Here is a 14,958-nt window from a genome sequence, read left to right on the forward strand (position 1 = left end):
ACGAGAATTTATTTAGTGTTTGCTGTAAACGATTGAACAATGCTATAGCTGGCTTCATCAATTCCGTAAGTTAACGAATCTATTTTATTGGTGAAATAGTTGTACATAATGATTGCTAAAGCCGATGTTCCTACTCCCAGTGCTGTATTAATCAAGGCTTCAGAAATACCGGTAGCAAGCGCTATGGCATCTGGCGCACCAGCTTGTGCAAGTGCAGCAAACGCCCTGATCATACCGATAACCGTTCCTAACAGTCCCATCAGTGTAGCTACCGATGCTACTGTAGAGATGATAACCAGATTTTTTGAAAGCATTGGTAACTCAAGTGTGGTAGCTTCATCCAACTCTTTTTGGATGGCAGCTGTTTTACGCTCTTTATCTAAAGAACTTTCACCTTGCATTTTGCGATAAGATTCAATACCCGCCTTTACGACATTGGCTATAGAACCTTTTTGTTTGTCACATTCTGTAATGGCTGTGTTTAAATCACCATTACTAAGCAAACTTCTGATTTTGCCTACGAAAGAATCTACTGATGATTTTCCTTTTGACGCGCCAATAGTTAACATCCGCTCAATAGAGATAGTGATTACAATTAATAATAAGCTGATAAGAATAGGCACAATTACACCTCCTTTATGAATAATTCCAAGATAATTGTTTGGATGATTATTCGGGTCGTTTTCCATAAAGTTGGCCGGATTGCCCAGTATAAACATGTAAATACCAATGGCAACTATAATTGCTGCCGGAATTACTATTGCTGCAAAGATGGATTTGAAACCACCGCCTGAATTGTTTGATGAACTCATGTTCGTTTTTAATTTAAGTTTTAAATTTTAAATTGATTATCTATGTTTATTTATTAGTCAATATGGAGGGCAAGTATAATGAAAACTTAACAATTTGCCGCTTTATTTTAGAATTCATGAATTTTGAAGTTGGGAATATTGTTTTTTTGGGAGGTCATAAAAACTACTTTTCGGGCATAATAATCGCAAGTATGATGTATAACAACACACCTGTTCCAAATCCAAAAACTGCAATAATAAAAAGTAGGCGAATCAATGTGGGGTCGGCTTCAAAATAATTGGCAATGCCACTGCACACACCAAATATTTTTTTCTCTCCTTTAACTAAGCGTTTTGATTCGTTCATGCTGTTGGTTCAGACAGATAATGGTCGTTGTTCTAGCGCTCAAAAATAAATAATTTGTTTAATTTGCAAGTTTATTTTATTTATCTTTATGATTAACACCATATTTTTTTACATTAATTTTATGTTTTGGCGTTTATTTTAATATTTCTTTATGAAAGCAATTACTTTTATTTTGGCTGTTGTAATGTTAGCCTCAAGTGGTTGTCTTAACCTCAAGGTGCCTCAGGTTACCGGTATAAGTAAATTTAGACTAAGTGATATAACTAAAGATACCCGAATACAATTTGATGTAGGCATCCGTAATCCCAATACTTTTGGAGTAACTTTAAAATCAATGAAAGCAGAATTGTTTCTTGCAGACAGTTCAATAGCAGGAATTGGTATTGACAGAAAAACCAGACTTGCTGCTAATCAGCACGTGGATCTTCCTTTTTCAGTTCAACCAAAACTTAATGCATTGCCTCAATTGGGTATATTAGGCATAACACAACTTTTTAAGAAAGACAATAAAAAAGTCAGCCTACGAGGAGAATTAAAGATCAGAAAGTTTATTTTTACCAAAAAGGTTAAGTTTTCCATTCCATAGTTTCAGCACGTCCTTGATATCGGTAATTCCAATTGATCAGTTTGTAATTAATCATGCACCACATGAGGTGTTGCTGGATACACGTAGCCCTGCAGAGTACGAACACGCACATTTTCCGGGAGCTGTTTCATTTCCATTAATGACCAACGAACAACGTGCTATTATTGGCACTATTTATAAACAAGAAGGTAAAGATGCTGCTGTCTTAAAAGGCTTTGAGTTGATTGGACCACACTTTGCTGAATTTGTTCGACAGGCAAACAATATAGCTCCGGACAAGGCGGTTGTATTATATTGCTGGCGCGGAGGACTACGTAGTTCAGTGATGGCATGGGTGTTATCCACAGCAGGGTTTAAAGTAACTATTCTTAAAGGCGGTTATAAAGCCTTCCGGCAATGGGTTCTTTCGCAGTTTCAAATTAAAAAACCAATGATTGTTGTTGGTGGCAAAACCGGTGCAGGAAAAACAGAAATGTTATATCATTTACAAAGTGAAGGGCAATTTATTATAGACCTTGAAGAGTTAGCTCATCATAAAGGATCGGCCTTTGGTTCGTTAGGAATGCCTGCGCAACGATCATCAGAGTATTTTGAAAATCAATTGGCATTGCAGTGGCATCAGGCACCTTTAAATAAGTTTACATGGATTGAAAATGAAAGTATCAAAATTGGGAAGTGTGCATTGCCAATAAATTTTTTTGATCAAATGCGAGAGGCAGTATGTTTTGAAATGGATGTAAGTTTAGATGTCAGAATTGAACGCACACTTGAAAGTTATGGTAAATTTGATGTTGATTTATTAGCAGGCAGTACAATGAAAATAAAAAAGAGGTTGGGAGGGTTAAGGCTTAAAACAGCATTAGAAGCACTTGAGCAAAAGGATTTGAAATTGTGGTGTAGTGTTGTTATGGAGTATTATGATAAAACCTATCAGCATAGTCATAATAAGCGCAAAAAAAATGAGATAATTAAAGTAGATGCAGAGGACTTGAATAAAGTAACCGTTGCTAAAGAAATGATTAAACTATCAAAACAATTGCGTTATGAATGAAACAGTAAAGCTTACACAGTTTAGCCGGCAAGGAGGTTGTGGATGTAAAATAGCGCCTGAAAAGTTGTATGAGATTATTCATGATAAAGAGTCGGTTGTTTTCAAACAACTGTTAGTTGGTAATGCCGAATCGGACGATGCAGCAGTGCTTGATTTAGGAAATGGCACTTCAGTTATCAGCACTGTTGATTTTTTTATGCCTATTGTTGATGACCCATTTCTTTTTGGTTCTATTGCCGCAGCCAACGCTATTAGTGATGTTTATGCTATGGGCGGAACTCCTGTTATGGCAGTTGCCATTCTTGGTTTTCCGATAAGCAAAATACAATTATCTGTTGCTAAAGAAATTAAAGCAGGTGCCGAAAAAATTTGTCATGACTCAGGAATTCCACTTGCAGGAGGACACAGTGTGGATAGCCTTGAGCCTATGTTTGGATTGGCTGTTACCGGCATTATCCCAACTGAAAATGTTAAAAGAAATTCAACAGCAAATGAAGGTGATTATTTACTTCTTACCAAACCCTTAGGTGCAGGAATAATAACAGCGGCCTTAAAGCGTGGTGTAATTAAGGAGAAGCATCTTGAACAAGCTATGAAACACATGACAACAGTAAATGCTGTAGGAAAAGAATTGGGTAAGTTAAAGTGCGTTAATGCCATGACAGACGTTACAGGATTTGGACTTGCAGGACATCTTAAAGAGATGTGCACACCAGGTAACTTATCGGTTGAAGTTTATTTTGAAAAATTGCCACTGATGGATGGTGTAAATGACTACATATCAAAATTTATTTATCCGGATATGACAACGAAAGTTTATTCGTCTATTGCCACAGTGTGTAATGAACTCAATTCGGAACAACTTTTTATTACCTGTGATCCTCAAACCAATGGAGGTTTACTTTTGGCTGTAACTCCCGATGGGCTTAATGAAGTTTTGTCAATATTTGATGCATACCATATTCCATACAATACTCCTATAGGGCGATTTACATCACGACAGGAAAAGATGATAAATGTAATATAGAGTGCCGAATATTGTTGATGAGTTTGTAAACGTATTACAATTTTTTTGTTTCGTTTTTAATGTGTTCAAACTTTGCACAGAACCTAAAACGCTAATTTATATTATATTCGTGGCTGTGATTTTTTAAAGTTTTATATTATGTATCCATATCAGATTACATCAGCCGAGCAATATGCCCTTGACTATCGCAACAGTATTGAAAATCCATCGCAGTTCTGGGCTGACATTGCACAGCACTTTTCATGGCAAAAAAAATGGGATAAAGTTTTAGAAGCTGATTTTGATAAAGCAGAAACCAAATGGTTTGCAGGAGCCAAACTCAACATTACGGAAAACTGTCTGGACAGGCATATTGAAAAATTAGCTTCGCAACCTGCCATTATCTGGGAACCCAATGACCCTACTGAGCATCATCGTGTATTAACTTACAAAGAGTTGCTTTTTAAGGTAAAGCAGTTTGCTAATGTTCTTAAAAATAATGGTGTAAAGAAAGGTGACCGTGTTTGTATTTACATGGGTATGATTCCTGAATTGGCTATTGCAGTTTTGGCATGTGCCCGCATTGGTGCAATTCATTCTGTGATTTTTGGGGGCTTTTCTGCCCGTTCTATTGCAGATCGTTTACAGGATGCCGATGCGCATTTTATTGTTACCTGCGATGGCGCTTTTCGTGGTGCAAAAGATATTCCGTTGAAAGCAATTATTGACGATGCACTTGAAAGTTGTCCGTTTGTACAACGTGTAATTGTGTGTACACGAACGCATACACCTGTCAGCATGATTAAAGGCAGAGATGTATGGTGGGAAGACGAAATAAAAATTGTTGAAACACAAGGCAACCCTGACTGCATTGCCGAAGTGATGGATGCTGAAGATGTGTTGTTTATTCTTTACACTTCCGGCTCAACAGGGAAACCTAAAGGGGTAGTACATACAGTAGCGGGATATATGGTGTGGACAAACTACACTTTTGTTAATGTATTTCAATACAAACCGCAACAAGTTTATTTCTGCACTGCTGACATAGGCTGGATTACAGGACATAGTTATCTGCTCTATGGTCCTTTAAGCGCAGGTGCAACAACCATGATGTTTGAAGGTATTCCAACATTTCCTGATGCTGGTCGTTTTTGGGATATTACGCAAAAACATAAAGTGGAAATTTTATATACGGCACCTACTGCAATCAGAAGTCTAATGGCTTATGGAACATCTTTTCTCGAAGGTAAAGATTTGAGTTCATTAAAAGTGTTAGGTACTGTAGGTGAACCAATCAATGAAGAAGCATGGTATTGGTACTTTGAGAATGTTGGCAAAAGTAAATGCCCTGTTGTTGATACTTGGTGGCAAACAGAAACAGGAGGTATCATGATTTCTAATCTCGCTGGAGTGACACCTCAAAAACCTACTTATGCCACATTGCCTATGCCGGGTGTTCTACCTTGCTTGGTTGATGAAAACGGTAGTGAACTTAAAGAAAATGGGGTCAGTGGTAATTTATGTATTAAGCAAGCATGGCCCGGAATGATTCGTACAACTTATGGTGATCATGAACGTTGCCGTCAGACATATTTTTCAACTTATAAGAATATGTACTTTACCGGTGATGGCTGCCTGCGCGATAAAGATGGTAACTATAGAATAACGGGACGTGTAGATGATGTGCTTAATGTCAGCGGTCACCGTATTGGCACTGCCGAAGTAGAGAATGCAATTAATATGCATCAGGGTGTTGTTGAAAGTGCCGTTGTAGGTTTTCCACATGACATAAAAGGACAGGGTATTTATGCCTTTGTTATTTTCAATGGAATGCATGTTGACGAAGAGCACACCCGGCAAGATGTAATTCAAACAGTTTCAAGAATTATTGGAGCCATTGCCAAACCAGATAAGATTCAATTTGTTTCAGGACTTCCTAAAACCAGAAGTGGAAAGATTATGCGAAGAATTTTGCGCAAAATTGCAGAAGGAGAAATTAATAATCTTGGCGATACCACAACACTGCTTGATCCGGGAATTGTTGAAGAGATTAAGTCCGGACGAATGTAAACAGTGCTGGTTGTCAATTAACATTATCTTGTAAATAACATTGCGCGCTGCTTAGGTTTCCCCGAGGGGTGATGCTATAGTTTTGACTCACAAGTTTTAGTTGTGAACAGAGTTGTCGTTTCTTCCATAATTTCTATTGTCATCATAGGTTTGATGGCTGTTGGATATTATTATTTTTCTGCCTATCGCGAAAAATTTTCTGCTACTGAAGATGCTTTACCAAATGATGCTGCAATCGTTATCAGAGGAAACATGGGCGATTTGTATGCTTCTTTAGAAAAAGTTGGGTTGTGGTACGAAAAAGACTCGCTTACTGTGATGTATCGTTTTAAAAAAGAGATGCACACATTACTTAGCAATACAACCAGTATGTTTGATGTTGCCGACTTGCTTGAATCATCACAGACAACTATTGCAGTATTAGCTACCGGTGCACGCAATGCCGAACTGCTTTATCTTGTTCCTTCGCGCAAAGAATTGAATATAGATGCTTTACAAAAAGCGCTTACCGGAAAGATGCGTGAAAATAAGTCAAGAACATTTGCCGGTGTCAGCATTTACGAACTGCAGTTCAATAATTTCAATACATCATTCACGTTTGCTTTTGCCAATGGTATTTTTATTGGAAGTTTTAATGCAGGATTGGTTGAAGATGCTATCAGGCAACAAGCAACAGGAAAACCATTTGGAGGTAATGTTTCAGCACAAAAGCTGTACAAAGAAATATCTGTTTCTTCAGGAACGATTCTTGGGATCAATTATCCGGCATTAAAAAAACTTTTCAGTGTTGCCATAAGTTCCGATTATGTTAATGAATTGAGTAATCTTGAAAAATGGGCTGAATGGTCTTTTCATAAACTGACATTTGATAGTAATAGTATAAATGCCATTGGCTCTGTATTTGTTTCAGATTTAACACAAAATGTTTCAAATTTTGGAAACATGCAGTCGTCAGCTGATTTGTTGTGGTCAATACTTCCTGATGATGTTTCAGCGCTACAGATAATTTCCTTTGACGAGGCTCAAATATTGAGTAATAAGAGCCAAATTAGAAATGAAAAGAATGCATTAATCAGCAACTTTATCAAACAAGTTGAAGTAATGGAAACAAGATCTGGGATATCAATAAGAAAGGAGTTTTCGGCAATAGTAAGCAGCATGGGTGCAGTTGCCATTAATGGAAATGCAACTTCATCGCTTGAAAATAATTCGTTAGCCCTATTTCAGTTAAAGGATCAGAAAAAATCATTGACTCAATTGCTTGCATTAAGCAAAAAACTTTCAAAAAATAAAGATGCCAATGCCGTAGAAAAGTTTCGTAATCATGAAATACGCTTTTTGAATTGTGATGGCATTTTGCCGGCAATGTTTGGTAATGCATTTACTGTTATCAGAAAAAATTATTTTACTACCCATAACGGTTATATAATATTTGCCAATAAGCCGAGTCAATTACGCGGATTTATTGATGATGTTGAAGATGGTGAAATGATAAATAAGAGTGAAACGTTTCAACAGAATAAATCAATTTTGTCGGAAAGTTTATCTTATACTTTATTCTTAAGACCGGCAAATCTTAATTCCTATTTTCAGTCTGTTGCAAACAGTGCCACACTTAAAGCATTAGCAACTACAGCTATGTTGAACAGATTCAGCAGTTTTTATTATTGTATTCAGCCCGGTGTTTCTGGTAAGGCAGCCTGTAATTTTAGAATTGTAATACAACCTCAACAGGAGCAAAAAATACCTGAACCCAAATGGTCGTTCTTTGCTGATTCTGCTATCCACTGTGGTCCATATATTTTTAGCAGCAACAATGATATATCAATCTTGTTTCAGGATTCAACAAAAAGTTTGATTTGCCTGGATGGCAGTGGTAATGTAAATTGGAAAACAACAATCAGTGGATTTATTAATGGAGGAATTTCTCAAACTATTAATGACCAATCGGGAGTTTTGCAATTTGTCTGCAATACAGATGACAGCATGTATATGTTTAATCAAAAGGGTGTTTTACCTGCGCGCTATCCATTCAAGTTACCCGTACAGTCACTAAATGGTGTCATAGCATCACCTAATGCAAATGTTCTTTTTGTAACAGGTAAAAATAATTTATTGTATGCATTTGATCCGGGTAGCAGACCCTCACCAAATTGGAATACTATTCAACTTGCAGGTAACTTAATTAACGCATCATTTGACGTGTCAGGCAGGTTTGTTTACATTATGGATAGCGAAAAATTAAGGCTTTATTCAACAGAAGGGAAATTGATTTTATCTAAGGCGTCAACAGAATTTAAACTAAACTCAGTGCAATGGCTTAATGATTCCGTACCTTCACTCAGTATGTTGAACAATGACGGAAAAATTGTTGTTTGGAATGTTGATGGCACCTATAAAATTGCATCAAGTGACAGTACTTTTGATATTGCAACAACATGTGGAGAAGGAGCAGAAAGAATGTGGTACGCTATAAAAGGTAAAATGCTGGAGAAAATGGATTACATATTTAAAACTATTGCCAAGACAGATCTAAGTAGTGTAGCGTTTAATGACATGCAGCTTTTTGATACGGGAAATGAAATTTTATGCATCCTTAAAGACGCAAATAATATTACAATTTACAGAGGTGATTTGAAAATATTACCACAAGAAATTTCTGCAGTGGGTTTTGGTGTTAAAGTTGTCCAAAGTAAAGTCTATTTAATTGCGCGCACAGCAAACGACAAACTTGTTTTTTATATACTTTAATTATTTTTTTTGGTAAACTTGTAATATTGATAGTCAATAAAATCATTTACTTTAACAGTGATATTATTTACTTTCCCATTAACAACTTCAAAGGGGAATGCGTGAATACCATACGTTGGGTCGTTAAAAGTACATAGTAATGATTTTTCAGAGAGCGGTTTTAGAAAGCCACGTAATTTAGGATGATGAGAGAAAAACATTGTAAGTCCCGATTCTTCATTTTTAATTTCCATTTCTCCATAAACCTCATTTGAATATTTTCCTATCAGTTCAGCAAAGGCAACATTAAGATGAACTTCTGCATTAGATTGTTTCTTTAACTTCTGTATTTCTTGCGACTCGGTAAGGTGGTTTTTTGAATAAGTGGCAAAGTAATTTTCACTAACATTTGTGTAGGATTGATTTGCAAAATAGTTTATCAGTTGTTGGCGTAATGCTCCGTAAAACCAATTGGCATCAGTATTGGTCAGAATCACAAAACCTGCATTCAGTTCAGGAATTAGGGTAGTGTTGGTCACAAAACCGTTGGCTCCACCGTCATGCGATACAATTTTATAGCCATACATATCTTCTGACTTCCAGCCAAGCCCGTAATTTTGAAAGTGATTCGAAAGAATTCGTGTAGAGCCTGACTCTCTCACTATCATATAGGAATTTTGAGTGGTATTGATGACAGCTGAAGGAATAACTTCTGTATTATCATATTTTCCATTATTTAATTGCATCAATATCCAATGAGAGATATCGTTAACACATGAGTTTATGGATGCACAGGCACCAATGTTATCAATATTTGCATAGTCTAACAAAATAAGTTTGTTGTCAACAAGAGTATATGGTTTTGCAGCATTGGTATCAGTAACAATTTTTTGATGATAAACACTGCTGCGATTCATCTGTAAAGGTTTAAAAAAATGAAAGTTGAAGAAATCTTGCCATGAAGTATCTGTAACCGCTTTAATGACTTCGCCTGCTGTTACGTATCCCATGTTACAATAGCCATACTTGGCTCGAAACTCATTTACAGGTTTAACATTTCTCATGTTTTTTATTAAAGCATCAGTTGTCATGTTGCAATCCCAATTCAAAAAATCACTTTGAAAAGTATAAAAACCAATTCGATGACAGAGAATATCTTTTATTGTAGTCATTTCGGTTGCACATGGGTCTTTCAGTTGAAACCAAGGGAGATATTTAGTTACTTTATCATCTAACGAAATCCGCTTTTGATAATCTAAGAGGGCTAAAGCAGTACCCGTAAAAGCTTTGGTATTGCTGGCTATCTGAAATAAGGTAAACTCATTTACCTTGTCAGCTTTTCCTTCTTCTCTGACACCATAACCCTTCATGACTATTGTTTTTCCATCTTTTATAATGGCAATGGCAACACCCGGTATTTGCCATCGTTGCATTTCGTGATTAATGTAATTGTCAAGACTGTCTTTTAAAAAATTGGTCTGTGCAAGTGTTTTAAAGGAGGTTAGTAATGTTAGCAGTGCAAGCCCTATGAGTTTTTTCATTTCGATAAATTTAATGAATCAAATGTATGGAATTTTGAATATGCAGGCACCTGTGTTGTAGTTTATCCGGAATGACGGCTTTACTTTCTGAGAGCAAGCTATGCCAATGGGTGTGGCTTGCTTATTTATTGTGAAAAGATTTTTTTAAACTATAAAGGAGTTTCAGATAAATTGCGAATTTTACCGTAGTTTATCGGACACAAATGTTTAATACTGAAAAATACAAAAAAATATGTGAAGAGTTGTTGCCCTATAAAGCCAACCTTATTGCAGTTACTAAGACAAAACCGGTTACAGATATTGAAACAGCCATTCAGAATGGGCAAATGCTTTTTGGTGAAAATTATGTTCAGGAATTGGTTGAGAAAGCATCTGACATTTCAAAAAATGTTCAATGGCATTTTATTGGAAATCTACAGCGTAATAAAGTAAAGCAGATTGCACCATTTATTCACACAGTTCAAACGGTTGACAGTAAAAAACTTTTACAAGAGCTAGATAAACATGCTGTGTTAAATCGCAGGGTGATTAAAGTGCTTTTACAGATACATATTGCCAAAGAAGAAACAAAGTTTGGGTTGTCGGTGCCCGAGGTGAAACAGTTGGTTGATGATGGTGTATTTCAACAATGCAACAATATTCGTTTTGTTGGATTGATGGGAATGGCAACCAACACAGATGATACTACACAAGTACGATCTGAGTTTAAGCAATTGTTTGGATTGTATAGATCACTTTCCGGTGCATTTGATAAGGATGAATCTCCGGTGTTGAGTATGGGAATGACATCCGATTATAAAATTGCTCTTGATGAAGGGAGTAATATGATTCGAATAGGTTCAGCACTGTTTGGTAGCAGATAGTTATATGGGATTGTTCTTTGCTCTTATCACAACACTTTCCTGGTCTATCGGCATTTTTCCATTTACAGAAGCCAGTCGTAAGTTGGGCATCAATGCTCTAAATCATTTCAGATTATTTCTTGCTGTAATTTTACTTTTCATTGCAGCATTATTGATAAATCATTCAGAGTTTATCAGCCTTTTCAGTGACCAATACATTCAGGCCTGGATTTGGTTTGGACTTTCAGGGGTCGTTGGATTAGCATTAGGGGATTATTTTTATTTTGGTCTATATGCAATAATGGGTGCCAGAATAGGAAGTATTTTTTCTACACTTTCACCGGCAGCAGCATTAGTGACCTCTTATTTTTTTGTTGATGAACGAATTAATTTTATAGGTGTAGTTGGAATTTTTCTTACTATGGCAGGAGTAATATTTATTTCTATTTCAAAAAGTGAAAGCTTGTCAGCAGATGAAGGACGGTATGGAAGTGATGTTAAAGGAGTTTTATTTGGTGTGCTTGCAGCTTTTTGTCAGGGTGTAGGGTTGGTGCTTGCAAAAAAAGGTTTTGTTGTGTTAGAGCAGGAAGGCAAGTTTATTCAACCTATTAGTGCAACATTTGTCAGAATGTTTGTTTCACTGACAACTTTAATTATAATAACAACAGTTTTTAGAAAGTGGGCTGATGTTTTGCGACCACTTAAATCGAATACAGCAGGGTTAAAATATGCAGCAGTTGGAACTTTCTTCGGACCTGTTTTTGGTGTTTGTATGTCGCTTTATACAATTACATTTCTTGAAGCTACGGTTGCACAAACAATTTTTTCATTGGTGCCAGTTGTGGCAGCATTAATTGCCCGTTATTTCTATAAAGAAAAATTTACTTTAGCGGCAGTAATTGCAACAATAATTGCTGTTGCAGGAGTGCTGTTGCTGATAAGACGCAATGAAGTACTTGAATGTTTGTTTAAATCAAATTGAGTAATGAGAAGAATAATTTTATTTCTTTTTAGTTTTGCTTGTATCATCAAAAGTACCTTTGGTGAAAACCCTTATTTCCAACAGCGTGTAGATTACAAAATCTCTGTTGCATTGGATGATAAATCAAATTTTCTTAATGGCTACGAAGAAATTATTTATCGAAATCACTCACCAGATAATTTACGTGAAATATTTTTTCACTTATGGCCAAATGCATATAAAGACAGAAACACAGCATTGTGTAAACAATTGGTAAGTCAGGGAAACATGAACCTTTATTTTGCAAAACCGGAGCAAAGAGGCTTTATTGATAGTCTGGATTTTAAAGTAAACAATAAAGGGGTAACAGTAATTTATGATTCAGTTAATATTGATATCTGTAAAATTGTTTTAAATAAGCCATTATTACCTAACGACACAGTTTTAATTTCAACACCATTCAGAGTAAAAATTCCTGATGCAAAGTTTTCAAGGCTTGGTCATGTTGGGCAATCATATATGATTTCTCAGTGGTATCCAAAGCCGGCTGTATATGACAGAGATGGTTGGCATGCTATGCCTTATTTGTCACAGGGAGAGTTTTATTCTGAATTCGGTTCATTTCAAGTGGATATAACTGTGCCCTCAAATTATATTGTTGCTGCGTCAGGGTATTTAAAAACACTTTCGGAAGTTGAGTTTATTAGTAATAAAATAAATGCAGAAAGCAATCAGATAGATTTTGATAAACGAAATGTATTTCCGGAGTCAGAGAATACAAGTAAGACCATCCGTTTTGAATTAGATAGTGTTCATGACTTTGCTTGGTTTGCTGACAAACGATTTTGTATTTCATCAAAAATTGTAAAGCTTGCTTCAGGACGAGAAGTGGAGTGTAGGGCATATTATACACCTGCCAATTATTATGTCTGGCATCGTGCGGTTGATTATGTTGCTGAAGCAGTTTTGTTTTACTCTAAGTATGTTGGAGAATATCCTTATGGCGTTTGTACTGCTGTTGATGGAACTATTGCTGCGGGAGGAGGAATGGAATATCCCACTATAACTGTAATTGGAAACACAGACAACAGTATGGTGCTTAATCAAAGTATTGCACATGAAGTGGGGCATAATTGGTTTTATGGGATACTAGCAAGCAATGAAAGAAAATTGCCTTGGATGGATGAAGGCATAAATTCGTTTTATGAACAACTTTACATGACACAGTTTTATGCAAAAGAAAATGCGGCTGCATTTCAAATGACTGGCATTCCATTAAAATTTGCAAAAACATTTGGTGCTGATAAATTATCTTTTGCAGAAATTAATAAATTATTTTATTTGTTTACAGCCCGAACAAATGATGACCAGAGTACTGGACTTAGTAGTGAGTATTTTTCTAATTTAAATTACGGTGCTGATATTTATTCAAAGATACCTTTATGTTTTTCTCAACTTAGAGATTTTTTGGGGCATGATAATTATGATTCCTGTATGCAAGCATATTTTAATACATGGAAGTTCAGACATCCGGATGAAACAGCAATAAAAAATGTATTTGAGACTATTTCCGGAAAATCGTTAGATTGGTTTTTTAATGGAATGATTAAAAGCAATGCTAAGGCAGATATTAAAATCTGTAAAGTAGAAATGGAAAAAGGAGAAACCGAGGTCTCATTAAAAAATAGCGGAAATCTTGCTATGCCCGTTAATGTATCTTTTTACAATAAGGAAAGGTTGATTGCCTCACAATGGACAGAAGTTTTTGATAGTAAATTTAAGTTGACAAGTTCTGTTTCAGATGCAGATAAAATTGTAATAGATGTTAATAATGAAAGTTTGGATTTAACGCCATTTAATAATTCAATTAAGACGCATGGAGTGTTTAAGAAATGGAAACCGTTGCAACTGCGATTTTTGGCTATGCTTGAAAATCCTGAGCGGGTTCAGTTGTTTTATTTGCCGGCAGTAGCTTATAATAATTATAATGGATGGATGGGTGGTATTGTTTTGCACAACTACTCTCTGCTAAATAAGAAATTTGAGTTTGGGGTGGTACCCATGTATGCATTCAAATCAAGATCAGTTGCAGGTGTTTCAAAAGCAAGCTATCAATTCAATATTTACAAAGGCTGGTTTGATAAAGTAATTGCACAAGTGTCGCCTTCACTCTTTGATGAAGGAATTTCTGAAAGTAGAAATGTTTTTAAAGGATATCTTTCTGTTCCTGCATCATTGAGTTTTAGAATCAGTAAATCACAGTTTAAACCATATTCAGAAAAATATTTAAATGTTGTTTATCATTATGTGCGACAAACCTTCAGTACACAAAGTAAACTGTCAGCAACTAACGAAATCAATATCACTCAAATTGAATTTGCCAGCTTTAATTATAGTAAGACTGAGCCGGGGTCTTTGTCATTTATTCTCGAGAAAGGACAGCATTATGCTAAATTATTCGGAACATGGAAGAAAGAAATTACATTAACAAAAAGAAAGAAGGATGTAGCAATCCGGTTTTTTGCTGGAACTTTTTTAGACAACTCTGATTATGGTGGTGAAGCTAACTTCCGACCCAGTGCATGGCGAGGTACTGATGATTATTCTTATTCAGGGCTGTGGTTTGGCAGAAATGAATATGATGGATTCTGGGCGCATCAGATGCAAGAATCTGATGGTGCCATGGCAGCATATTATCCGGTACGCACTGATCATTGGCTTGCGGCAGTAAATGTTTCATTTAAAACACCAGTGCCCGGCTTGAGATTATTTGCTGATGGAATTACATTTTATCAAGCAAACAAAGTAAGCCCGGGTGCAACAGCAGTTCGTTATGATGCGGGCATAATGTTAAGTATTGCACATGATGTTTGTGAGATTTATTGGCCACTGATTGTTTCTAAAGAAATTAGAGATTACTTTGACTTGAATGGCATAAAACAAACAGACAGGATTCGGTTTGTTTTTAATATAAACAAACTGAATCCTGTCTTATTACGCAAAATGCGCTGAG

At 36.0% G+C, this 14,958-nt stretch carries 11 protein-coding genes; 8 read left to right on the top strand and 3 right to left on the bottom strand.

The features are described 5' to 3' along the window. Positions 1 to 8 precede the first annotated feature (8 nt). Positions 9 to 812 carry a MotA/TolQ/ExbB proton channel family protein gene (locus tag V9G42_06830; protein ID MEI2759135.1) on the bottom strand — a complete coding sequence of 268 codons (804 nt, stop codon included), beginning with the start codon at positions 810 to 812 and terminating at the stop codon, positions 9 to 11. Positions 813 to 975: 163 nt separating this feature from the next. Then, complete coding sequence (locus V9G42_06835) at positions 976 to 1,158, bottom strand: PspC domain-containing protein (GenBank protein MEI2759136.1); 183 nt, start codon at positions 1,156 to 1,158, stop codon at positions 976 to 978. 151 nt (positions 1,159 to 1,309) lie between these two features. On the opposite strand from V9G42_06835, the gene V9G42_06840 reads away from it, so the two are divergent. From V9G42_06840 to V9G42_06860, 5 genes are all read left to right on the top strand, one after another. Beyond that, the gene (locus tag V9G42_06840; GenBank protein MEI2759137.1) at positions 1,310 to 1,744 is read left to right on the top strand and encodes an LEA type 2 family protein; all 435 of its coding nucleotides are present in this window, start codon (positions 1,310 to 1,312) and stop codon (positions 1,742 to 1,744) included. A gap of 13 nt (positions 1,745 to 1,757) precedes the next feature. Then, entirely contained in the window at positions 1,758 to 2,795 is a 1,038-nt protein-coding gene (gene mnmH / locus V9G42_06845; GenBank protein MEI2759138.1) for a tRNA 2-selenouridine(34) synthase MnmH, read from the top strand. After that, a complete protein-coding gene (gene selD, locus V9G42_06850) occupies positions 2,788 to 3,822 on the top strand; it encodes a selenide, water dikinase SelD (GenBank protein ID MEI2759139.1) in 1,035 nt (344 codons plus the stop codon). Before mnmH ends, selD begins: the two co-directional genes overlap by 8 nt. A 138-nt stretch (positions 3,823 to 3,960) precedes the next feature. Continuing rightward, the gene (gene acs / locus V9G42_06855; protein MEI2759140.1) at positions 3,961 to 5,871 is read left to right on the top strand and encodes an acetate--CoA ligase; all 1,911 of its coding nucleotides are present in this window, start codon (positions 3,961 to 3,963) and stop codon (positions 5,869 to 5,871) included. A gap of 102 nt (positions 5,872 to 5,973) precedes the next feature. Next, positions 5,974 to 8,622: a hypothetical protein gene (locus tag V9G42_06860; protein MEI2759141.1), complete on the top strand. Its 2,649-nt coding sequence runs from the start codon at positions 5,974 to 5,976 to the stop codon at positions 8,620 to 8,622. On the opposite strand, the gene V9G42_06865 is transcribed toward V9G42_06860, so the two are convergent. After that, entirely contained in the window at positions 8,619 to 10,142 is a 1,524-nt protein-coding gene (locus V9G42_06865) for a serine hydrolase (protein MEI2759142.1), read from the bottom strand. The genes V9G42_06860 and V9G42_06865 overlap by 4 nt on opposite strands. Before the next feature lie 203 nt (positions 10,143 to 10,345). Between V9G42_06865 and V9G42_06870 the strand changes: the two genes are divergently transcribed. Genes V9G42_06870 through V9G42_06880 form a run of 3 tightly spaced genes read left to right on the top strand, consistent with a single transcriptional unit; the run spans position 10,346 to position 14,957 of the window. After that, positions 10,346 to 11,005 carry a YggS family pyridoxal phosphate-dependent enzyme gene (locus V9G42_06870; protein ID MEI2759143.1) on the top strand — a complete coding sequence of 220 codons (660 nt, stop codon included), beginning with the start codon at positions 10,346 to 10,348 and terminating at the stop codon, positions 11,003 to 11,005. 4 nt (positions 11,006 to 11,009) lie between these two features. After that, a complete protein-coding gene (locus V9G42_06875) occupies positions 11,010 to 11,966 on the top strand; it encodes a DMT family transporter (protein ID MEI2759144.1) in 957 nt (318 codons plus the stop codon). Positions 11,967 to 11,969: 3 nt separating this feature from the next. After that, the gene (locus V9G42_06880; GenBank protein MEI2759145.1) at positions 11,970 to 14,957 is read left to right on the top strand and encodes a M1 family metallopeptidase; all 2,988 of its coding nucleotides are present in this window, start codon (positions 11,970 to 11,972) and stop codon (positions 14,955 to 14,957) included. The last annotated feature ends 1 nt before the right edge of the window (position 14,958 follow it).

Source organism: Bacteroidia bacterium, from assembly GCA_037045145.1.
GTDB lineage: Bacteria > Bacteroidota > Bacteroidia > AKYH767-A > OLB10 > OLB10.